At 74.2% G+C, this 20,924-nt stretch carries 21 protein-coding genes; 10 read left to right on the top strand and 11 right to left on the bottom strand.

The features are described 5' to 3' along the window. The first annotated feature begins 37 nt into the window (after window positions 1-37). Both ACSU6Z_RS18190 and ACSU6Z_RS18185 read left to right on the top strand, forming a co-directional pair. Window positions 38-1,177 (top strand): acyltransferase family protein, encoded by a 1,140-nt coding sequence (locus tag ACSU6Z_RS18190; protein ID WP_437046948.1) that lies wholly within the window; start codon window positions 38-40, stop codon window positions 1,175-1,177. 63 nt (window positions 1,178-1,240) lie between these two features. Then, a complete protein-coding gene (locus ACSU6Z_RS18185) occupies window positions 1,241-2,170 on the top strand; it encodes a class I SAM-dependent methyltransferase (protein ID WP_437046946.1) in 930 nt (309 codons plus the stop codon). Between the two features lie 196 nt (window positions 2,171-2,366). Here ACSU6Z_RS18185 and ACSU6Z_RS18180 read toward each other — a convergent pair whose 3' ends face one another. Continuing rightward, window positions 2,367-3,017, bottom strand: a complete 651-nt coding sequence (locus ACSU6Z_RS18180; RefSeq protein ID WP_437046944.1) for a TetR/AcrR family transcriptional regulator C-terminal domain-containing protein — start codon at window positions 3,015-3,017, stop codon at window positions 2,367-2,369. A gap of 71 nt (window positions 3,018-3,088) precedes the next feature. Here ACSU6Z_RS18180 and ACSU6Z_RS18175 point away from each other — a divergent pair, with 71 nt between their 5' ends. Next, window positions 3,089-4,474 (top strand): FAD-dependent monooxygenase, encoded by a 1,386-nt coding sequence (locus tag ACSU6Z_RS18175; protein ID WP_437046943.1) that lies wholly within the window; start codon window positions 3,089-3,091, stop codon window positions 4,472-4,474. A gap of 13 nt (window positions 4,475-4,487) precedes the next feature. Here the strand turns inward: ACSU6Z_RS18175 and leuE are convergent, their stop codons facing one another. Continuing rightward, a complete protein-coding gene (leuE, locus tag ACSU6Z_RS18170) occupies window positions 4,488-5,144 on the bottom strand; it encodes a leucine efflux protein LeuE (RefSeq protein ID WP_437046941.1) in 657 nt (218 codons plus the stop codon). Window positions 5,145-5,256: 112 nt separating this feature from the next. After that, window positions 5,257-6,837 (bottom strand): acyl-CoA mutase large subunit family protein, encoded by a 1,581-nt coding sequence (locus ACSU6Z_RS18165; protein WP_437046939.1) that lies wholly within the window; start codon window positions 6,835-6,837, stop codon window positions 5,257-5,259. 317 nt (window positions 6,838-7,154) lie between these two features. On the opposite strand from ACSU6Z_RS18165, the gene ACSU6Z_RS18160 reads away from it, so the two are divergent. Next, the gene (locus ACSU6Z_RS18160) at window positions 7,155-8,030 is read left to right on the top strand and encodes a L,D-transpeptidase family protein (protein ID WP_437046937.1); all 876 of its coding nucleotides are present in this window, start codon (window positions 7,155-7,157) and stop codon (window positions 8,028-8,030) included. Between the two features lie 230 nt (window positions 8,031-8,260). On the opposite strand, the gene ACSU6Z_RS18155 is transcribed toward ACSU6Z_RS18160, so the two are convergent. The 8 genes from ACSU6Z_RS18155 to ACSU6Z_RS18120 all read right to left on the bottom strand — a co-directional run bounded on the left by ACSU6Z_RS18155 (window position 8,261) and on the right by ACSU6Z_RS18120 (window position 15,746). Beyond that, a complete protein-coding gene (locus ACSU6Z_RS18155; protein ID WP_437046936.1) occupies window positions 8,261-9,391 on the bottom strand; it encodes an extensin in 1,131 nt (376 codons plus the stop codon). Further along, the gene (locus ACSU6Z_RS18150; RefSeq protein ID WP_437046934.1) at window positions 9,391-10,053 is read right to left on the bottom strand and encodes an RNA polymerase sigma factor; all 663 of its coding nucleotides are present in this window, start codon (window positions 10,051-10,053) and stop codon (window positions 9,391-9,393) included. Before ACSU6Z_RS18150 ends, ACSU6Z_RS18155 begins: the two co-directional genes overlap by 1 nt. A 404-nt stretch (window positions 10,054-10,457) precedes the next feature. Further along, window positions 10,458-11,402: a hypothetical protein gene (locus tag ACSU6Z_RS18145; RefSeq protein WP_437046932.1), complete on the bottom strand. Its 945-nt coding sequence runs from the start codon at window positions 11,400-11,402 to the stop codon at window positions 10,458-10,460. Window positions 11,403-11,446: 44 nt separating this feature from the next. Further along, a complete protein-coding gene (locus ACSU6Z_RS18140; protein WP_437046930.1) occupies window positions 11,447-12,064 on the bottom strand; it encodes an RNA polymerase sigma factor in 618 nt (205 codons plus the stop codon). A gap of 214 nt (window positions 12,065-12,278) precedes the next feature. After that, window positions 12,279-12,704 (bottom strand): hypothetical protein, encoded by a 426-nt coding sequence (locus ACSU6Z_RS18135; protein WP_437046928.1) that lies wholly within the window; start codon window positions 12,702-12,704, stop codon window positions 12,279-12,281. 172 nt (window positions 12,705-12,876) lie between these two features. After that, window positions 12,877-13,467: a hypothetical protein gene (locus tag ACSU6Z_RS18130; protein ID WP_437046926.1), complete on the bottom strand. Its 591-nt coding sequence runs from the start codon at window positions 13,465-13,467 to the stop codon at window positions 12,877-12,879. 85 nt (window positions 13,468-13,552) lie between these two features. Then, window positions 13,553-14,056, bottom strand: coding sequence for a hypothetical protein (locus ACSU6Z_RS18125; RefSeq protein ID WP_437050375.1), 504 nt, complete (start codon window positions 14,054-14,056; stop codon window positions 13,553-13,555). A 118-nt stretch (window positions 14,057-14,174) separates the two neighbouring features. After that, window positions 14,175-15,746, bottom strand: coding sequence for a beta-N-acetylhexosaminidase (locus ACSU6Z_RS18120; RefSeq protein ID WP_437050373.1), 1,572 nt, complete (start codon window positions 15,744-15,746; stop codon window positions 14,175-14,177). 209 nt (window positions 15,747-15,955) lie between these two features. On the opposite strand from ACSU6Z_RS18120, the gene ACSU6Z_RS18115 reads away from it, so the two are divergent. The 6 genes from ACSU6Z_RS18115 (at window position 15,956) to ACSU6Z_RS18090 (ending at window position 20,741) form a co-directional block, all read left to right on the top strand. After that, the gene (locus ACSU6Z_RS18115; RefSeq protein WP_437046924.1) at window positions 15,956-16,519 is read left to right on the top strand and encodes a 2-oxo-4-hydroxy-4-carboxy-5-ureidoimidazoline decarboxylase; all 564 of its coding nucleotides are present in this window, start codon (window positions 15,956-15,958) and stop codon (window positions 16,517-16,519) included. A gap of 209 nt (window positions 16,520-16,728) precedes the next feature. After that, window positions 16,729-17,109 (top strand): succinate dehydrogenase, cytochrome b556 subunit, encoded by a 381-nt coding sequence (sdhC, locus tag ACSU6Z_RS18110; protein ID WP_437046923.1) that lies wholly within the window; start codon window positions 16,729-16,731, stop codon window positions 17,107-17,109. A 5-nt stretch (window positions 17,110-17,114) separates the two neighbouring features. Beyond that, window positions 17,115-17,594 carry a succinate dehydrogenase hydrophobic membrane anchor subunit gene (locus ACSU6Z_RS18105; RefSeq protein WP_437046921.1) on the top strand — a complete coding sequence of 160 codons (480 nt, stop codon included), beginning with the start codon at window positions 17,115-17,117 and terminating at the stop codon, window positions 17,592-17,594. A 19-nt stretch (window positions 17,595-17,613) separates the two neighbouring features. Next, the gene (sdhA, locus tag ACSU6Z_RS18100) at window positions 17,614-19,368 is read left to right on the top strand and encodes a succinate dehydrogenase flavoprotein subunit (protein WP_437046920.1); all 1,755 of its coding nucleotides are present in this window, start codon (window positions 17,614-17,616) and stop codon (window positions 19,366-19,368) included. Further along, on the top strand, window positions 19,368-20,147 hold the full coding sequence (locus ACSU6Z_RS18095) for a succinate dehydrogenase iron-sulfur subunit (RefSeq protein WP_437046919.1): 780 nt from the start codon (window positions 19,368-19,370) through the stop codon (window positions 20,145-20,147). Before sdhA ends, ACSU6Z_RS18095 begins: the two co-directional genes overlap by 1 nt. Before the next feature lie 183 nt (window positions 20,148-20,330). After that, window positions 20,331-20,741, top strand: a complete 411-nt coding sequence (locus tag ACSU6Z_RS18090) for a VOC family protein (protein ID WP_437046917.1) — start codon at window positions 20,331-20,333, stop codon at window positions 20,739-20,741. Window positions 20,742-20,924: the final 183 nt, after the last annotated feature.

Below are 20,924 nucleotides of genomic sequence, written 5' to 3'. Positions count from 1 at the left end.
CCGGCGGCGACCGCGAACGGCCGAAGGAGTTGTGCACGTGACCGAGACGGCCGTCACGGCGTCCGCGCCGCACCCCGGCACCACCGCCGGGCCGCCCCCGGCCGCCCCCGCCCCGGCCCGCGCGCCGAACCGGCTGCGCGCCCTGGACGGGCTGCGCCTGGTGGCCGCGCTGATGGTGGCCCTCTACCACTACGGCGGGCGCGGCGGCGAGGTGAGCGAGGCGTGGGGCACCTCCCCCCGGCACCAGTTCCCCACGCTGCACACCCTCTTCTCCTACGGCTGCCTGGGCGTGCAGGTCTTCTTCGTGATCAGCGGGTTCGTGATCTGCATGAGCGGCTGGGGCCGGTCCCTGTCGTCGTTCTTCGCCTCCCGGGCGTCCCGGCTGCTGCCCGCCTACTGGGTGGCGGTGGCCCTGGTGACGGCGGTGTTCGCGCTGCCGGCGGTCGCCTACGACGCCGTGTCGCCGAGCGACGCGCTGGTGAACCTGACGATGCTTCAGCAGCCGCTGGGGGCCGACCGGGTGCTGGGGGTGTGCTGGACGCTGTGGGCGGAGGTCCGGTTCTACGCGCTGTTCGCGCTGTGCGTGGTGATGCCCGGGGCGAGCCGGCGGCGCGTCATCCTGTTCTGCGCCTGCTGGACCCTGGCGGCGGTGTTCGCGCAGGCCGCCGACGAACCGCTGCTCGACGTGGTCCTCATGCCCGAGTACGCGCCGTTCTTCGTCGGAGGCATCGGCCTGTACCTCGTCCACCGCGACCGGCGGGACGCCTGCGGCTGGGGCATCGCGGCGGTCGGCTTCCTGATCGGGCAGCACTACGCGGTGGACGCGTTGGGGAACGCGGCCGATCCGCACGCCTTCGCCCACCGCACCACGGCCGGCATCGTCCTCGTCGTCGCCTTCGGCTTCGCGGCGGTCGCGGTGATCGCGCTGGGCCTGGCGAGCCGGGCCGACTGGCGCTGGCTGACCGTGGCGGGCGCGCTGACGTACCCGTTCTACCTGGTCCACGAGCACCTCGGCTGGGTGGTGATCCACGCCCTGCACCGCGGGGCGGGCCTGGACTCGGTGACGACCTTCGCGCTGACCCTGGCCTCGATGCTGCTGCTGGCCTGGCTGCTGAACCGGTACGTCGAGAAGCCGCTGACCCCCCGTTTGCGGGCGGCCCTGTCACACGTCCGGTGAGTTCTTCGGACGATATGCGGCGTGGGGCCGGATCGGGACGCACCCGGCAGGCACCCTCCCGCCATGGCCACTGCACAAGCACCCGAGACGTACCCCGGTGAGCTGAGCGACGTCCCCGGCTGGTTCTGGCCGCTCGACCAGACGCTGTTCACGTGGTTCCTGGAACGGCAGGCGGCGCGGGGCCCGCGGGGCGACCTGCTGGAGCTGGGCGTCTACCTGGGCAAGAGCGCCATCCTGATGGGACGCCACCTCCGGGAGGGCGAGCGGTTCACGGTGTGCGACCTGTTCGGGAGCCGGGCTCCGGACCAGGCCAACCGCGCGGAGTCGGCGCGGTCGTACGCCTCGCTCACCCGCCGGGCCTTCGAGCGGAACTACCTCTCCTTCCACGACACGCTGCCCAGGATCGTCCACGCTCCGACCTCCGTGATCACCCAGGAGGTCGAGCCGGGCACCTGCCGGTTCGTCCACGTCGACGCCTCGCACCTGTACGAGCACGTCCGCGGTGACATCGCGGCCGCCCGCGAGCTGCTGCTGCCCGACGGCGTCGTCGCCCTGGACGACTTCCGCTCCGAGCACACCCCCGGCGTCTCCGTCGCCGCGTGGGAGGCGGTGCTCAACCGCGGCCTGCGCCCGATCTGCCTCTCCACCCAGAAGCTGTACGGCACCTGGGGGGACCCCGGGCCCCTCCAGGAGGAGCTGCTCGCCCTGCTGCGCCGGCGCGAGGACTGCTCGGTGAGCGTGCAGGAGGCCGCCGGGCACCGCCTGGTCCGGGTCCGCGCCAAGGGCATGCAGCCGCCGCCGTTCCCGCGCTCGCGGCATTGCGCGGCCCCCGTCCCGGCACCCCGGCCGAGCCCGGCGGCACGGCGTCCCGCCGGCACCGCCCGCGCCCGCCGCCTCGCCGTGGACCTGCTGCCGCCGCTCGTCACCCGGGCCGTCCGCCGCCACCGCGCCGGACGCGTCCGCCGCGCACCGGGCGCGCGGGCCGCTTCCTAGGCCCTGTCGTCGAACTCCCGTCATCGCCCGGAGGGCGGTCCCGTGGCGTCGGGTGCGTGCTCTCGGCGCGCGGACCGCTCCCGGGCGCCGCCCGCCGTGCGATGCGCCGGGGGTCGGCTTCGGATGGCGGGGCGGGCGGGGCGCAGGCGGGCCGTCCGGCAGGCGGGACGCGGGCGGGGCGCCGGGCCGGCGTCCCTCAGGCGATCCGGTACCGGGCCGCGATGCCCGCCATCAGCAGTTCCAGCCCCTCCTCGAAACGCCGGTCGTAATCCCCGAACATCTCCGCTCCCGCCGCGGCCGACAGCGGGAAGGCCGCCATCGTGCGGGCCCGTTCCTCCACGTCGTAGCCCTCGCGGCGTTCGCCGGGAAGGGGCTGGACCCCTTGCTCCTCGGTGACGAAGCCGAGCGTGTACAGATACGTCGTCGTGGTCGCGCCCACCGCCTGCGAGAGGGTGAACCCCGCGGCGGTGAGCAGGCCCAGGGTGTCCTCCAGTTGCTCGGCGTGCGCGATACCGGTGAAGCGCGAGCCGCTGAAGACCTTCGCGCCGTCCCGGTAGCCCAGCAGCGCCGTCCGCAGCCCCCGTCCGGTCTTCCGGAGCCGGTCCCGCCAGCCGTCGCCGGGATCGAGCGACGCCCCGGCGGCCATCCGGCGGTACATCTCGGTGGCCATCTCGTCGAGCAGCGCCTGCTTGTCCTTGAAGTGCCAGTACAGGGCGGGTGCCTTGACGTCCAGTTCCCTGGCGATGGTGCGCAGGGTCAGGCCGTCCAGCCCCACCTCGTTCAGCAGGTCCAGCGCCGTGTCCACGACCCGCCTGCGGTCGAGGGGCGCGCGTCGCTCCGTACTCACCCTTGACAGCTTAACGGCGTTAAGGCCAGGCTCGTCACCACAGCGCCCTTAACACCGTTAAGGAGATGGGCATGGAGACGGACGTACTCGTCGTCGGCGCGGGCCCCACCGGCCTGACCCTCGGCATCGACCTGGCCCGGCGGGGGGTGGACGCGCTGGTGGTGGAGCGCGGGGAGGGACTGTTCCCCGGCTCCCGGGGCAAGGGGCTCCAGCCGCGCACCCTGGAGCTCTTCGACGACCTCGGCGTCCTCGACGCGATCCGCGCGGCCGGCGGCAGCTACCCGGCCGCCATGATCTGGCGGAACGGCGAACGGGTCGGCGAGCACCGGATGTTCGACCCGGCCGAGCCGAGCGGGAGCGCGCCCTACGCCGAGCCGTGGATGGTGCCGCAGTGGCGCACGCAGGAGATCCTGCTGGCCCGGCTGGAGGAACTGGGCGGGAAGGTCGCCTTCGGGCGGCACGTGACCGGTCTGACGCCGCAGGCCGAGGGCGTGCGCGCCGAGTTCGCGGCCGGCGAGCCGGTCCACGCCCGCCACCTCGTCGCCGCCGACGGCGGCCGCTCGACCGTGCGCCGCGCCCTCGGCATCGGCATGGCCGGGGAGACGGTCGACCCCGATCCCCTGCTGGTGGCGGACGTCCGGCTCACCGGCCTGGACCGCGGCCACTGGCACATGTTCCCGCCGCAGGGCGCGACCGGCGGCTTCCTCTCGCTCTGCCCCCTGGCGGGGACGGAGGAGTTCCAGCTGGTCGCGCGGTTCCCGGCCGGGACGCGGGCGGACCTGAGCGCCGACGGCATACGGGAGCTGGTCGCCGCCCGCTCCCCGCTCTCCCCCGAGGACGTGACCGAGGTGCGCTGGGCGTCGGGGTTCCGCGCCCGGGCGGCCCTGGCGGACCGCTTCCGCGAGGGCCGGGTCTTCCTCGCCGGGGACGCGGCGCACGTGCACTCCCCGGCCGGCGGCCAGGGCCTCAACACCAGCGTGCAGGACGCCTGGAAGCTCGGCGCGGTGCTGCGGGACGGGGCCCCGGCCATGCTGCTGGACACCTACGAGGAGGAACGGCGCCCCGTCGCCGCGGACGTACTCGGGCTGTCCACGGGCGTCCACCGCGGCGAGGTCCGCCGCGGCGAGGCCACCCGCCAGCTCGGCGTGGGCTACCGGACGTCGTCCCTCAGCCGGGAGACCCGCCCGGACCCGGGCCCGGTACGGGCCGGCGACCGCGCGCCCGACGGCACGGTGGAGGGCGTACGCCTCTTCGACGCCTTCCGCGGGCCGCACTGGACGCTGCTGGCGCTGGGCGTCCCGGCACCCGGGGTGCCGGTGCGCGTGGTGCGCGGTCCCGCCCATGAGGCGTACGGCACCGGCCTGTTCCTGGTCCGTCCCGACGGGTACGTCGGCTGGGCGGGCGGGTCGGTGGCCGACGGCCTCGCGGACTACCTCGCCCTCGTGGGCCTTGCGTGACCGGGAGCGGCCCTCAGGCGCTCGCCAGGGACAGCTTCACCGCGAAGCCCAGGAACAGCGCGCCCGCCGCCGAGGTGGCCGTCGCCGACAGGCGCCTGCGGCGGCGGAAGGCGGCGGCCAGCCTGGTGCCGCTGAAGATCAGGGCGCTGAGGTAGAGGACGCTGGCGAGCTGGGCGAGGGCGCCCAGGACGACGAAGGAGAGCGCGGGGTGGGCGTAGGCCGGGTCGACGAACTGCACGAAGAAGGCGACGAAGAACAGGATCGCCTTGGGGTTGACGAGGCTGATGACCAGGGCGCGGCGGTAGGGGCGCTCGTCGGCGGCCGCACCGGCGGCCGGGGCGCCCTCCCCGGTGCTCCGGTCGTGCCGGGTGCGCCACATCCCCCAGGCCGCCCGCAGCATGCCCACCGCCAGCCAGGTCAGGTAGCCGGCTCCGGCGTACTTCACGATCCCGAACAGCAGCGCGTTGGCCTGGAGCAGGGAGGCGACACCGGCGGCCGACAGCGTCATCAGCACGGTGTCCCCGCACCAGACCCCGGCGGCGGCCCGGTACCCGGCGCGCACCCCGTGCCGGGCGGCGACGGAGAGGACGTACAGGGAGTTGGGGCCGGGGAGCAGGATGATCAGTACCAGGCCCGCGAGGTAGGTGGGGAGGTCGATGACGCCGAACATGGGAAGGAGTGTCGCACGCGGGCACGGCTCCGCACCCCTGTGTTCCGGCCGCCGGGACACCGGTGGCGGGCGCCGCGTCCGCGCCCGTCCCTCCGCGCGGCGCCCGGCCGGGTCAGAAGGCGTCCGACGGCACGTAGGTCCCCCACACCGCCCGCAGCGCGTTGCAGACCTCGCCCACCGTGGCCCGCGCCCGCAGCGCGTCCTTCATCGGGTACAGGACGTTGTCCTCCCCCTCGGCGGCCTTCCGCAGGGCGGACAGGGCCGTGTCCACGGCCTGCTGGTCGCGCTCCGCGCGCAACTTGGCCAGGCGCTCGGCCTGCTGGGCCTCGATGGCGGGGTCGACGCGCAGCGGCTCGTAGGGCTCCTCCTCGTCGAGCTGGAAGCGGTTGACGCCGACGACGACCCGCTCCCCGGCGTCGGTCTCCTGGGCGATGCGGTAGGCGCTGCGCTCGATCTCGTTCTTCTGGAAGCCGTGCTCGATGGCGCTGACCGCGCCGCCCAGGTCCTCGACCTTGCGCATCAGCTCCAGCGCCGCCGCCTCGACGTCGTCGGTCATCTTCTCGATGACGTACGACCCGGCGAAGGGATCGACCGTCGCGGTCACGTCCGTCTCGTAGGCCAGGACCTGCTGGGTGCGCAGGGCGAGCCGGGCGGACTTGTCGGTGGGCAGCGCGATGGCCTCGTCGAAGGAGTTGGTGTGCAGCGACTGGGTGCCGCCGAGGACGGCCGCCAGGCCCTGGACGGCGACCCGGACGAGGTTGACCTCCGGCTGCTGCGCCGTGAGCTGCACCCCGGCCGTCTGCGTGTGGAAGCGCAGCATCATCGACTTGGGGTTCTCGGCGCCGAACTCCTCGCGCATCACGCGCGCCCAGATCCGGCGCGCGGCGCGGAACTTGGCGACCTCCTCCAGGATGGTGGTGCGGGCGACGAAGAAGAAGGACAGGCGCGGGGCGAAGTCGTCGACGTCCATGCCGGCCGCGACCGCGGTGCGGACGTACTCGATGCCGTCGGCGAGGGTGAAGGCGATCTCCTGCGCGGGAGACGCCCCCGCCTCGGCCATGTGGTAGCCGGAGATCGAGATGGTGTTCCACTTCGGGATCTCGGCCCGGCAGTACTTGAAGATGTCCGCGATCAGCCGCAGCGACGGCTTGGGCGGGAAGATGTACGTGCCGCGCGCGATGTACTCCTTCAGCACGTCGTTCTGGATGGTGCCGGTGAGCTTGTCGGCGCTGACGCCCTGCTCCTCGGCGACCAGTTGGTACAGCAGGAGCAGCAGCGCGGCGGGGGCGTTGATCGTCATCGACGTGGAGACCTTGTCCAGCGGGATGCCGTCGAAGAGCACCCGCATGTCGTCGATGGAGTCGATGGCGACGCCCACCTTGCCGACCTCGCCGTGGGCGATCGGGGCGTCGGAGTCGTGGCCCATCTGGGTGGGCAGGTCGAAGGCGACCGACAGGCCCATCGTGCCGTTGGCGATGAGCTGCTTGTAGCGGGCGTTGGACTCCACCGCCGTGCCGAAACCGGCGTACTGGCGCATCGTCCAGGGCCGTCCGGTGTACATCGTCGGGTACACGCCGCGGGTGAAGGGGTACGACCCCGGCTCGCCCAGCTTCTCGGCCGGATCCCAGCCGGCCAGGGCGTCGGGTCCGTAGACCGGTTCGATGGGCAGTCCGGACTCCGACTCGCGCGCCATGGTTGTCGCCTCCCGCTGAGCAATCGATCGAGCTACTCGCCACTTGCTGCCTGCCGGCCGGTCACCCACCGGTTACTCGTCAGTACGCACCGGCTCCTCGTCGGACTGTATCGACGCTTCGCACACCGGGTGGAGAGGCGCACGCTGGGACCTTGCTCACAGCATGCGCCTCGCTCCCGGCCACCGCCATGCCGTGCCGTTCGCGACCCGTCATCGGTGGGGAACATCCCAGGGGACGTCGTACCGAACGGGTCGCCGAGAGGCCGGGGGGCGGGATGCGGGGAACGGGAAGCGGCAGGGGAACGGGAGCGGGGAGGATGGTGGCCGCGGTGGCGGTCCTGGTGACGGTCTGCGGCTGCGCGGTCCAGGCCGGGGACGTGGACGGGCGGGGGCGCCCACCGGTGCGCATCGACCTCACCGGTGCCCCGCCGCCGGGGCCGCGGCAGTCACCGCACCCGCCCCGGCCGCCGCAGCCGGCGCAGCCGCAGCGGTCGCAGCCGTCGCGGACGGACCCGCCGTCCGACGACCGCGGGCCGGTCCCCCCGCCCGTCCGCGCCGCGGGCCCCGTGCTGTGGTCCCGGGGCGACAGCGGGCGGGACGTCCGCGAACTCCAGGCGCGACTGCGGCAGGCCGAGTGGCTGTTCGACGGGCCGACCGGGACGTACGACGACCTCACCGAGCGGGCGGTGCGCGGGTTCCAGGTCAAGCGCGGACTGCCCCCGACCGGGAGGACCGACACCGTCACCTGGCAGCGGTTGGTGGACATGACGCGCGAACCGGGCCGGTGGGAGCTGTACCTGATGGGCGGACAGCCGGCCGGCGCGCCCGACGCGCGCTGCCTGACCGGCCGGGTGCTGTGCATCAGCAAGTCCAGCCGCACGCTGCGCTGGATGATCGACGGCCGGACGGTCATGACGCTGCCGGTCCGCTTCGGCACGCGGTCCACGCCGACCCGGGAGGGTGTCTTCCAGGTCTACTGGAAGTCCCGGAACCACTGGTCGACGCTGTACGACTCACCGATGCCGTACGCGATGTTCTTCAGCGGCGGCCAGGCCGTGCACTACTCGGCCGACTTCGCGGCCCGGGGCTACGCCGGCGGCTCGCACGGCTGCGTCAACGTCCGGGACGAGGCGGCGATCGCGGAGCTGTACCGGCAGGTGGCAAACGGCGACAAGGTCGTCGTGTACCGGTGAGCCGCGGGGCGAGAGGGGCGCGGGCGGGACCGGGGGAACGTGTCCCGCCCGCGCCGGGCGCACGAGCCGCGGGTACGGGGGGAACCCCGGCTCGGTGCGACAGCCGATGACCAGTCGGCTCACCCAGTACTGCGTCACGGCGGCCAAAAGTGTCACACCCCGCGGCGAAAAATTTTCGCGGAACAGGAAACCGCTGGTCACAGAGGTTTCCCGGGGCTGCGGCGGAGGCGCTACGCCGTCCGCCCCGGCGGGGCGGCCACGGGAACCGCCGGCGCGAGGGTGGCGGCGCCGGGGCGGACGGCGTGCTCGCCGTACCGGGCCGGGGACTTGCCCCGGCCGACGCCCTCGCCGCCGTGCTCGCCGGGGGTGCCGCTCCCGCCGCCGGACGCGCCGCCGCTGTTCTGTTCGCCCGCGCGGCCCGGGTCGCTCTTCGGGTCCGCGCGGTCCTCGCCCTTCCCCCCGCCGGCGCCCCCGGCCCGGCCGTCGGCGACGCCCAGGACGTCCGCGCAGTACGACGGCACCCGCGCGGGGCCGCCGGCCGCGTTCTCCAGCGCCCGCCGGCGGTCCGCGCCCAGGGCCTTGCCGGCGCGCAGGTCGCGGCAGACCGAGGCGAGGTCCTCGCGCTGCGGGCCGCCGGCGCGGCCCAGCCCGCCGCCGGAACCGGAGCCGGGCACCGCGCCGGTCTCCCCGCTCCTCCCCTCGCCCTCGTCCTGCTCGCGGTCCCGGTCCTCGGCCCCGTTCCCGTCCTTCTCCCGGTCCCCCTGCCCCCCTTGGTCCCCTCGGTCCCCTTGGCTCCCTTGGTCCCCCTGGTCCCCCTCGCCTTCCTCGCCCCCCTCGTCCGCGCCCTCCCGCGCGGCGCCCAGGCCGGCCGGGCCGGTCGGGGTGCCGCCGGGCCGGGGCCCGACCCGGGGCGTGCCGTCGGGGGAGGGCGGCGCCGGCGGCCGGCCGGGGGTCGTGGCGGCCGAGACGGAGGCGCCGGGGTCCTCCGTGCCGCCGAACGGCGTCGGCAGCGCTCCGGTCCCGGCCGCCACCGCCACCCCGCCGACCATGCCGGCGGACAACACGGCGGCGAGCGCCAGGCGCAGCGGGCGCGGCCGGCGGAAGGCGCGGGCACGGTCGCCGCGACCGCCGGCGCCGGAGGCGGCCCGTCCGGCGCGTGCCGTGCGGAAGGCGGCCAGCGCGGCCGCCTCCCCGGGGAGTTCCCCGCCGGCCGGAGCGGAGGGCGCGGCCAGGGCGCGGAGCGCGCCGGCGAGCCGCCCGGCCCGCTCCCGGGCGGTGGGGTCGGCCAGGTCGAGCGGCTCTCCGCGCAGCAAGAGCTCCGCCGTTTCGCGGTCCAGCCACTTGTCCTGCTCGTCGGCCATCACATGTCCTTCTGCGTCCGCGCAGACGTATGCGTCACCATCGCGGACGTCACCGTAGGGCCCAGCGGTTCTCGTGGAGCGGGCAGGGCACCGGGGACACCGCCCGATTCCGGATCGCCGCGGAGCAGTTCGGCCAGGCGCTTCAGCCCGCGGTGCGCCGCCGTGCGGACGGCGCCGGGCCGCTTGCCCAGCGTCTCGGCGGCGGCCTTGGCGTCGAGGCCCACGACCACGCGCAGGACGACGGCCTCCGCCTGGTCCTGCGGCAGCCGGGCGATGAGGGAGAGGGTGCTGTCGGTGGCGAGGGCCTCGATGGCCTCGTCGGCGGTGTCGGACTCGGCGGGCCTGCCGGTCAGTTCGGTCTCGTCACCGGCGATGGCGGGCCGGCGCCCGCGCATGCGCAGGTGGTCGAGCGCGCGGTTGCGGGCGATACGGGCGGCCCAGCCGCGGAACCGGTCCGCGTCCCCGCTGAAGCGTTCCAGGTCACGGGCGATCTGCAGCCATGCCTCGGATGCCACGTCCTCGGCGTCCGAATCGCCGACCAGTGTGCGTATGTAGCCGAGCAGCCGCGGGTGCACCGCGCGGTACACGGTCCGGAACGCGCCCTCGTCCCCGTCCTGTGCCGCACGCACCGCGGCGGTCAGCTCCGCGTCGTCCCCCAGCACCGCGCGCGCCTCTCCTTGCGCCTGGTCCGGCGCCGCTCTCGCGGACCGGGTTCTCGCCGTCGTGGTTCCTCACATGGTGGTTGCGGTGGTCCACCGCAGGTATGGCGCGGGGGCCGAGCCCTCCGCGGTCCGGCGCGAAAGGCACGTTACGTCTTGAAACCGCTGCTCGTCCATGTCCGGACGAGATGCCGTACAAGATGCAACTAAGCCGTGACGCGGCCGATGCGGCGCGGGTGTGACACAAACCGCGATCCCGGCGCTGAAGGAAGTACGGGTCGCCGCGCGGCCCGTACCGCGTGACGGCCGGGGCCTCTCCTGTGGGGGGTGGCGGCCCCGGTCGTCGCGTCGGCGGCAGCGCGTCCGCCGGACACGCGGGCGCTCCCCGCGCTCCCTCCGACGGTCCGTCACCTTCCTTTGCCGCGGCCCGCCTCGGACCCGTTGCCGGCCGCTCCCCCGTCCGCGTTCGCCGGGCCGCCGCCCGGGTCACCGGAGTCGGCCGGGTTGCCCGGACCGGCCGAAGCGCCGGAACGGCCGGGGCCGCCGGCCGCACCGGTACCACCGGCGCCACCGGTGGCGCCACGATTCGTTCCGCCCGGTCCGTTCCCCTCCACCGGCCTCCCCGTCGGCCGGTCGTCCCGCCGGCCGTCCCGCCGGTCGTCCCGCCCGTCCCCCTCCTGGGCCCCCCGCCCGGCTTCCAGCCGGGCGCAGTACGCGTCGACCCGCCGCTCGCCGCCCGCCGCCGCCAGGAGCCGCCGCCGGGCCGCGGCGTCCCGTTCCATGTCCCGGCCCCCCATCCGCTCGTGGGCGCGGCAGTCGGCCGCCGCGTCCCCGCCGGCCGACCGGTTCCCCGGCCCGGTGAGGACGCCGGGGGACGTCGGGGCGGGCCGGGGGGCCGGCCCGCCCGCCGGAGCCGTCGCGGCGGGCGGGCGGCTCCGCTCGCCGCGGGGGCCGTCCGCGGCCGGGCCGCCGCCGATCGCGGCGTAGGCGGCGCCGCCCAGGACGAGGCCGGCCAGGAGCACGGACAGGGCGGCCTTGAGCGGGCGCCCGGCGCGCCGCCGCGCCCGGGGCCGCCAGTCGTCGCGGCGCCGGGTGCGTGCCGCCCGGTGCGCGCCGGCGTCCCGCGCGGTCCTGAAGGCGGCCACGGCCCGCCGCTCGCCCTCGGCGCCGGCGCCGCCCGCCCGCAGGGCGGCGGAGAGCAGCGCCTCGACGGGGCCCGGCGCGCCGTCGTCCGGTCCGTCCGGCCCAGGGGGCCCGGTCCGCTTCCCCGGCACCGCGGCGCTTGCCGGAGCCCGGCCGGGGCGCGCTCGCCGGGGGGCGGTGGCCCCGTCGTCGCACCGCTGGTCACCCATCTCCGCTTCCGTCCCCGCTCGGTCCGCCGGCGCCTCGCCGCCGGTCACGTCGACTCCCCCAGCGTCCGCGGACCCTCTTCCGTCACACCGTCGGCACCCAGTTGCCGGGCCAGGCGCTTCAGGCCCCGGTGGGCGGCGGTCCGCACCGCGCCCGGCCGCTTGCCCAGGACGCGGGCGGCGGCGGGGCCGTCGAGGCCGACGACGACCCGCAGCAGCACCGCCTCCGCCTGGTCGCGCGGCAGCCCGCGGACCAGCCGGAGGGCGGCCTCGGTCGACAGGGACTCCAGCGCCTGGTCGTGGGTGCTGTGCGGGGCGGGCAGGTCCAGGACGCCCTGCTCCAGCACGGCCGGCCGGGGCCGCGCCCGCTGCCGGCGCAGGTGGTCCAGCGCCCGGTGCCGGGCGATGGTCGCCGTCCAGCCGCGGAAACCGGCCCCGTCGCCCTTGAAGCGCCCCAGGTCGCGGGCTATCTCCAGCCACGTCTCGGACGCCACGTCCTCGGCGTCGTCCCCGACGAGCCCGCGCAGATAGCCGAGCAGGCCGGGCTGCACGAGCCGGTAGGCGACCGCGAAGGCTGCCTCGTCACCTTCCTGGGCCCGCGCGACGGCCGCGCCCAGTTCCCCGTCGTACGCCTGTACGCGCCGGGGTTCCCCTCGCTGGCCCAAGAACCTTCCTCGTCCGTACCGAGTCCGCGGCGGGCTCCGGTGAGCCCGCGCCGCGCGTGCGGCACGAGCCGGTCGTGCCCACGTCCCCACGGTGATCAGCGCCGGGCCCGGCGGAAGTGTCACTGCCCGCCGCGGACCCGCCGGTGGACCGGCGCGCACGGCGCCGGCCGCGGCACCGGGCCGGCCGGCCCGTTCCCCCGCCTCCCGGCACCTTTCAGTGCTCCCGCTCCCCTTCCGCCGTCCCCGTCATCGCCTCCCGGCACAGCAGCCGCAGCGATCCGTCGCCGGTGTAACAGCGCCTGGCCTCCTCGATCGGGTCCCACAGGCGGCCGTCCGGGGTGCGGACCCAGTGGTCGCCGCCGGTCGCCCACCACTCGGCGCCCGTCTGGCGCACGATCACCTCACCGGCGTAGGCGCCCAGTCCGCGCAGCACGGTCCGCACCGCTTTGTACGGCGGTCCCTCGTCCCGTATGCCGTCGATCATCCGGTCCACGCGCCACAGGCTCTGCGCCGAGTAGTCGAGGCGCAGGCGGGCGCCCTCGCGCAGGGCGGTCACCGCGTCCGCCGCCCAGCGCACCGGCTTGGACGCGGCCGAGGGCCTGGCCTCCTGCCGTGCCGTCGCCGTCGTCGTGCTGGTCATGGTCGTCACAGTCGTCACACACGCAAGAGCGCAGGCCCGCGCCGATTCGTCACGGCGATCACCACGGGTGCCGCGGACCGGCGCAGGATCACCGCACCTTCGCCACCTCCGCGCAACCCCCGCCCCAGGACGCTCACAGATCCCCCGGACCGCCGTGCGGCCGGGCAGGCCGTCAGAGGTGCCCGCGCTCCCGGCGCGACACCACCGCGCGCAGTACCCGGCGGCCCTCCGCCGAGACCTCCAGCACCTGGCGCAGACCGGCCGCGCCGTGGCCGGCGAGCAGTTCCAGGACCGTGACCTGGCGGCGCACCTCGGCGGCGACCAGCGGAGACATGTCCTCCGGGTGGTCCTGGCGGCAGCCGTCGACGCCGGCGGCCCCGGCGTCGTGACCGTCCTGCGCCGGATCGAGCAGCCGGTGCACGCGGAGCGAGGCGACCGAACAGGCGTCGGCCCACACCCGCATCCCGGCGGCGGAGCGGTCGGCCGGAGCGGCGGCCAGCATCCGGTGGACGAGCAGCGCGGCCTCGTCCTCGGCGGTGGTGCCCGCGGCCCGCCCGGGGCCGGGGAACGCGCCGCGCAGCCGTTCCAGCCGCTCCGCCCAGTCGCCGCCGGCGCCGGCCCCGTCGTCGGCGAGGGCCCCCCACAGCGGGCGCAGGATCTCGTCGTCGTCGCCGAGCAGGGGGGCGCACCGGTCCAGGCAGGCCAGCCCGCTCGCGGCCAGTCCCCGCTCGTCGGCCCGTGCGATCAGTTCCACCAGGCTCATGCAGCCTCCTCGTTCGTACCCCTGGATCCCGCCCGCCGATACGGAACCGGCACTTTCCCTTACTGCGTGCGACCGTCCGGGAGTGTCACAGCGGTACGACGCCGAGCCGGTCGAGGAATCGGAAGAAGAGGTTCTCCGCCCGGGGGTCCGGGTCGGCGGTCAGGACGGCGAGCAGGTCGTCGGCGTTCGCGGCGCGCCCGGCCTCGGCGGCCCAGGCGACGGCGCGCCCGGCGGCGTCGCGCGGCTCCAGGAAGTAGTCCTCCAGGGTGAGCCCCTCGCCCCCGGCGCCGAGGTACCCGGCCATCGCGGCCCGCGCCAGGCAGGTGGTCCACGCCCCGCTCAGCGGCGCCGACGCCTCCAGGACCACGCAGGCGCTGTCCATGACGTACCCGAAGAGCGCGGGCGCGCCGGTCCGCGCGGCCAGGTCGTTCATGCTCCCGATGTCGCCGTCCCCGCTCGGGTACTCCCACACCTGCCAGCCGTCCGGCGCCGAGGTGCGCAGGGTCATCTCCTGCGCGTCCGGCAGCGCGCCCAGCCCCGCCAGCGGCCGCTCGGCGCGGCCGACGACGAAATACCCCCAGTAGCCCATGCCCGGTCCCTCCGGCGTGTCGGTTCCGCTCACCGGAAGACCACCACAGCCCCGCGGGGGTTCGCAGCCGGATCGGGCGATCCGCGCCGGGAGCGGTGGCCCGCTCCCGGCCCCGGGGTCAGCCCAGCCGGTCCGCCAGCGCCTTGAACTCCGTCCAGGACAGCTCCGGCTCGCCCGGGTCCCACAGCTTCTGGACGGTGGCCGCGAGCGGCAGCCGGATCCCGGCCGCGACCTGCTCCTGCGTCTGGGAGTTCGCCAGGTCGCACCAGACGGCGAAGCTGCCGCCGAGGATCTGGTCGTCGTAGGCGGCCGGGACCGCCTCGGTGCCGCGCAGGACGCGCGGCGTCCACTGCTCGTAGATGCGTTCGCCGGTCGGGTAGACGAAGGTCTGCGGCTGCCCGAGCACGTAGTACAGGAACTCGTCGTTGTAATTGAGCACCTTGCGGCCGGCCCGGAGGTACTCCAGCGGCTGCCGGGCGCCGATCTCCTTGCCGGTCCAGTAGGCGACCTCCAGGTCGCCCGAGGCCGGCACGGAGGCGCTGCGGAAGAAGCCGTCGTTCCAGGCGCGCGGGGCGCGGTCGTGGGCGCGGACGGTGGCGGTGCGGTCGTTGAGCCAGCCGGTGGCCAGGTCGGCGACGTTGGCGCCGGAGCCGTACCGCTCCCGCGCGGCGGCGGCCAGCTGCGGGAAGGACGCCTGCGGGTCCGACACGGTCAGCGCCTGGTACTCGTCGGCGCCCAGGTGCCACCGGTCGCCGGGGAAGAGATCGGCGTACTCGTTCAGCAGGTCGTCGACGATGCCGGCGGCCTCCTTCTTCGAGATGTCCACCGCGCCGCGGACCGCCGTGCCCTGCGCGTTGCGCAGTTGCAGATCGGGGTGGGCGGCGAGGACGGCGCCGAGGTGGCCGGGCGAGTCGATCTCGGGGACGACGGTGATGTGCCGGCTCGCGGCGAGGTCGACGATCTCCTTGACCTCCGCCTTGGTCAGGTGGTCCTCCGACACGATCTCCGGGTGCGTGTCGGACTCGATGCGGAAGGCCTGGTCGTCGGAGAAGTGCAGCCCGAGCTCGTTGAACTTCAGGTCGCCGATCTCACGGATCCGGTCCTCGATCCAGTCGGCCGAGAAGTGCTTGCGCGCGATGTCCAGCATGAGGCCGCGCCGGGGCTTGTCCGGCTGGTCGCGCACGACGCCCTCCGGGGCGCTGCCGCCGCCGCGCACCGCCTGCTTCAGGGTGCGGGTGCCGTAGAAGACGCCCGCCTCGGCCGGGCCGCTGACGGTGACCCGCCCGCCGCGCACGGTCAGGGTGTACGACTCCGGGTTCGCGCCCTTGCCGTCGTTCAGTTCCAGCCGCAGGTCCCCGGCGCGCTCGTCGTCCTTCCGCCCCGCGTACGTCAGCCCCAGCTCACCGGCTATCAGCCGGCCCTCGTCGGCGAGGGCCGCGTCGTTCACCACCACGCGGTGGCCGCGTGCGGGACGCCAGCCGGGACCGCGCTCCGGGGTGTGGTCGCGGACGGCGGGGATCGTGCGGGGCGCGCTGGACAGGGGGTAGGAGCGCGTGGGGCCGGGCGAGGCGTCCGTGGGCGCGGCGGCGGTGCCCGGCGGACCGCCGTCACCGCCGCCGGAGGCCCACAGGCCCACTCCCACGCCGAATGCGGCGATCGCCGCCCCGGCTATGGCCACCCGCTGCTTCACCCTGCGCGCCGAGGTGCGGCGCCTGTGCTGACTCACGGCGCCCACCGTAGGACCCCGATCGTCCACCTCGCGTCCTCAAACTCTCCCGTACGGGTGATTTCGAGGTATCCGCCGGACAGTTCGTGACCACTATCGATAACGTGATGACACATCTCTCACAGGACCCCCTGCCGACATCCACGTGACGCCCACAAGGACCCACGCTGCCTGTGCACCGTCTTCCCGACCTTCCCCTCCCCGGCCGAGTCGCCCTCTCGGTCCCGGAGCAAACACGCGGCACACCGGCCACACCGTCCCCGCTGGCGCGCTTCAACGACGCTTCCGCCGAGGACGCGGTCCACACCCTCCTCCCCTGCCTGCGCCACCCCCACTGGGCACACCGCGTCGCCGCCCACCGCCCCTACCCCGACCTGGCCGCCCTGCTGGCGGCGGCGGACGAGGCGACGTACGACCTGACCCCCGAGGCCCTCGCGGCGGCCCTGGCCGCGGAGTCGCTGCCGGCGCTGCCGGCGGGAGCGTACTCCGCCGCCCACACGGCGCTGAGCGCGGCCGGCGCGGCGTACGAGAGCCGCTTCGGGCACGTGTTCGTCATCTGCCTGGACGGCCTGCCGGGGCACGAGGTCCTGGACCACGTCCTGGCGGGCATCCGGTCACGATTGGCCAACGATCCGGAGGAGGAGCGGCTCGTCGCGGCCGACGAACTCCGGCGCCTGGCCAGGGCCAGACTGGCCGGCGCCCTCGGGGGCCCGGGGCACCGTCCGCCCGGCCGCTGACGCCTCGCACCCGGCATAAGCGGCAAATCCCCATTTCACCGGCGCGTCCGCGCTCCTTTGAGTGCAAGTTTGATCACACCGGCAGACCCCCCGTAAGCACCACAGGCAACCGTCGCTACGATGCTGGGGGCCGGTGGACCGTACCCGGCCGGGCCCGACCGACAGAGAAGCCGGCGCGGCCCCAATCCCCGCTCCCGGAGGAAACTTCCGTGCCGGCTGGAACGCTGTACCGCGGCCGGGAAGGAATGTGGTCCTGGGTGGCTCATCGAGTCACCGGCGTCCTCATTTTCTTCTTCCTGTTCGTCCACGTGCTGGACACCGCACTCGTCCGTGTGTCCCCCGAGGCTTACGACAAGGTCGTGGCCACGTACAAGACGCCCATCGTCGCGCTGCTGGAGTACGGCCTCGTCGCCGCCATCCTCTTCCACGCGCTCAACGGTCTGCGCGTCATCGCCGTCGACTTCTGGATCAAGGGGGCCCGGTACCAGAAGCAGATGCTCTGGGCCGTCGTCGCCCTGTGGGTCGTGCTGATGCTCGGGGCGGTCTACCCCGTCCTCGGCCACGCCGCTCGTGAACTGTTCGGGAGCTGACGCCCATGTCCACCACTGAAACCGCCGCGTCCGGGGTCGGCCCCGTCGAGGGCGCCCCCTACAACGTCGACAACCCGGCGCCGCTGATCGAGGCCCCGCGCAAGCGCACCAAGAAGACCCCGAAGTCCACCCGCGGCAACTTCGAGATGGCCGCCTGGCTCTTCATGCGCCTGTCCGGTGTCGTGCTGGTGGTCCTCGTCATCGGCCACCTGCTCATCCAGCTCGTGCTGGACGGCGGCGTCTCCAAGATCGGCTTCGCCTTCGTGGCCGGCCGCTGGGCCTCCCCGTTCTGGCAGGTCTGGGACCTGCTGATGCTGTGGCTGGCGATGCTGCACGGCGCCAACGGCCTGCGCACGGTCATCAACGACTACGCGGAGCGCCCGAACACGCGCCTGTGGCTGAAGGCCCTCCTGTACACCGCCACGGTGTTCACCATCCTGCTGGGCACGCTGGTGATCTTCACCTTCGACCCGAACATCCGCTAGGCACGGGGCTGCGAGAATCATGAAGATCCACAAGTACGACACCGTCATCGTCGGCGCCGGTGGCGCCGGTATGCGCGCCGCCATCGAGTCGACCAAGCGCAGCCGCACGGCCGTCCTGACGAAGCTCTACCCCACCCGCTCCCACACGGGCGCCGCGCAGGGCGGCATGGCCGCCGCGCTGGCCAACGTGGAGGAGGACAACTGGGAGTGGCACACCTTCGACACGGTCAAGGGCGGTGACTACCTGGTCGACCAGGACGCCGCCGAGATCCTGGCGAAGGAGGCCATCGACTCCGTTCTCGACCTGGAGAAGATGGGCCTGCCGTTCAACCGGACCCCGAACGGCACGATCGACCAGCGCCGCTTCGGCGGCCACAGCCGCAACCACGGCGAGGCCCCGGTCCGCCGCTCCTGCTACGCGGCCGACCGCACCGGCCACATGATCCTCCAGACGCTGTACCAGAACTGCGTCAAGGAGGGCGTGGAGTTCTTCAACGAGTTCTACGTCCTGGACCAGCTGATCACCGAGGTCGACGGCGTCAAGCGCTCGGCCGGTGTCGTGGCCTACGAGCTGGCCACCGGCGAGATCCACGTCTTCCAGGCGAAGTCCGTGATCTACGCCTCCGGCGGCTGCGGCAAGTTCTTCAAGGTCACCTCCAACGCGCACACCCTCACCGGTGACGGCCAGGCGGCCGTCTACCGCCGGGGCATCCCGCTGGAGGACATGGAGTTCTTCCAGTTCCACCCGACCGGCATCTGGCGCATGGGCATCCTGCTCACCGAGGGCGCCCGCGGCGAGGGCGGCATCCTGCGCAACAAGGACGGCGAGCGCTTCATGGAGAAGTACGCGCCCGTCATGAAGGACCTCGCCTCCCGCGACGTCGTCTCCCGCTCCATCTACACGGAGATCCGCGAGGGCCGCGGCTGCGGTCCCGAGGGCGACCACGTCTACCTGGACCTGACCCACCTGCCGCCGGAGCAGCTGGACGCCAAGCTCCCGGACATCACCGAGTTCGCGCGCACCTACCTCGGCATCGAGCCGTACACGGACCCGATCCCGATCCAGCCGACCGCGCACTACGCCATGGGCGGCATCCCGACCAACGTCATGGGCGAGGTCCTGGCGGACAACACCACCGTCGTCCCCGGCCTGTACGCGGCCGGCGAGGTCGCCTGCGTCTCGGTCCACGGCGCCAACCGCCTGGGCACGAACTCGCTGCTGGACATCAACGTCTTCGGCAAGCGGGCCGGCATCGCGGCGGCGGAGTACGCCCAGAAGGCGGACTTCGTCGAGCTGCCGGAGGACCCCGAGTCCTTCGTCGTCGGCCAGATCGAGCGGCTGCGGTCCTCCACCGGCAACGAGCGGGTGGCCGAGCTGCGGCGCGAGCTGCAGGAGACCATGGACGCCAACGTCATGGTCTTCCGCACCGAGCAGACGATCAAGACGGCCGTCGAGAAGATCGCCGAGCTGCGGGAGCGCTACAAGAACGTGGCGATCCAGGACAAGGGCAAGCGGTACAACACCGACCTGCTGGAGGCCATCGAGCTGGGCAACCTGCTGGACCTGGCCGAGGTCATGGCCGTCTCGGCGCTGGCCCGCAAGGAGTCCCGCGGCGGTCACTACCGCGAGGACTACCCCAACCGCGACGACGTCAACTTCATGCGCCACACCATGGCGTACCGCGAGGTCGGCGCCGACGGCTCCGAGACCGTCCGTCTGGACTACAAGCCGGTCGTCCAGACCCGCTACCAGCCGATGGAGCGTAAGTACTGATGGCTACCCCTGTTCTGGACAAGGCGGACTCGGCGGGCAAGCCCGAAGCCGGCTTCGCCGACTCCCCCTACATCACCGTCACCTTCCGCGTCCGCCGGTTCAACCCGGAGGTCTCGGCGGAGGCGACCTGGGAAGACTTCCAGCTGGAGATCGACCCCAAGGAGCGCGTCCTCGACGGCCTCCACAAGATCAAGTGGGACCTGGACGGCTCGCTCACCTTCCGCCGCTCCTGCGCCCACGGCATCTGCGGCTCGGACGCCATGCGGATCAACGGCAAGAACCGCCTGGCCTGCAAGACGCTGATCAAGGACATCAACCCCGAGAAGCCGATCACGGTCGAGCCCATCAAGGGCCTGACGGTCCTGAAGGACCTCGTGGTCGACATGGAGCCGTTCTTCCAGGCGTACCGGGACGTGATGCCCTTCCTGATCACGAAGGACACCAACGAGCCGACCCGCGAGCGGCTCCAGTCCGCCGAGGACCGCGAGCGCTTCGACGACACCACGAAGTGCATCCTGTGCGCGGCCTGCACCACGTCCTGCCCGGTCTTCTGGAACGACGGCCAGTACTTCGGCCCGGCCGCCATCGTCAACGCGCACCGCTTCATCTTCGACTCGCGTGACGAGGCCGGCGAGCAGCGCCTGGAGATCCTCAACGACCGCGACGGCGTCTGGCGCTGCCGCACGACCTTCAACTGCACGGACGCCTGCCCGCGCGGCATCGAGGTCACCAAGGCGATCGCGGAGGTGAAGCGGGCGCTGATCACGCGTCGTTACTGACGTCCGCCGCCCGCGTCGTCGAGGGCCCCGCTTCGGGAGGTTTCCCGCGAGCGGGGCCCTTCGGCGTACACCCCGCCATCGGGTGGACGCCGCCGGGGTCCTTGCGGCCGGACGGCGGAAGCGGGCGGCCGACCGGGGCCGGCAATCACCGGTTCCGGTCGGCACCCCACCTACCCTGACGGCATGTCAGATGACGAGTCGTACGAACTGCTCGGTTTCGACAACGTACTGCTGCCCGTCGGGGACCTCGCCCAGGCCGTGGCGTTCTACGAGCGCGCCGGGTTCCCGGTGGCCTTCCGGCTGGACGAGGCCGGGATCGCCCTGCTGAAGGTGGGCGGCGAGACGCCCGGCCTGCTGCTGCGGGCCGAGGAGGAGTTCGGCCGGCGGCCCCCGCCGTGGCCCTCCCCCCGCGTCTGGCTGGAGGTGCCCGACGCCCGCACCGCCGCCGACGCCCTGCGCGACGCGGGCATCCCCCCGCTCGACGAGCCGTTCCGCGGCGCCACCGGCTGGACCGTGGAGTTCGCCGATCCCTGGGGGAACGTCATCGGCCTCACGGACTACAGCAAGCGGCCGGAGCTGGGCCGGCGACCGTGATCCGCACCTGACCGCCCCCGCGTCGGGCGTGCTCGGGAGCGGGTCCGCACCCGTCCCCGTCGGCGTTGTGGGCGCGCCGGAGAGGGGGCGGGCGCGGGCCGCACCGCCATCGCCCGCGCCAACCGCCCCCGGTCGGCGTCGCGCCGGCCCCGGGCGGTCCGCGCGGCGCCGGGCTGTGGCGGC

Origin of the sequence: Streptomyces sp. enrichment culture (assembly GCF_964273145.1) — a bacterium.
Lineage (GTDB): Bacteria > Actinomycetota > Actinomycetes > Streptomycetales > Streptomycetaceae > Streptomyces.
This window is presented reverse-complemented; position numbering and strand designations above follow the sequence as displayed.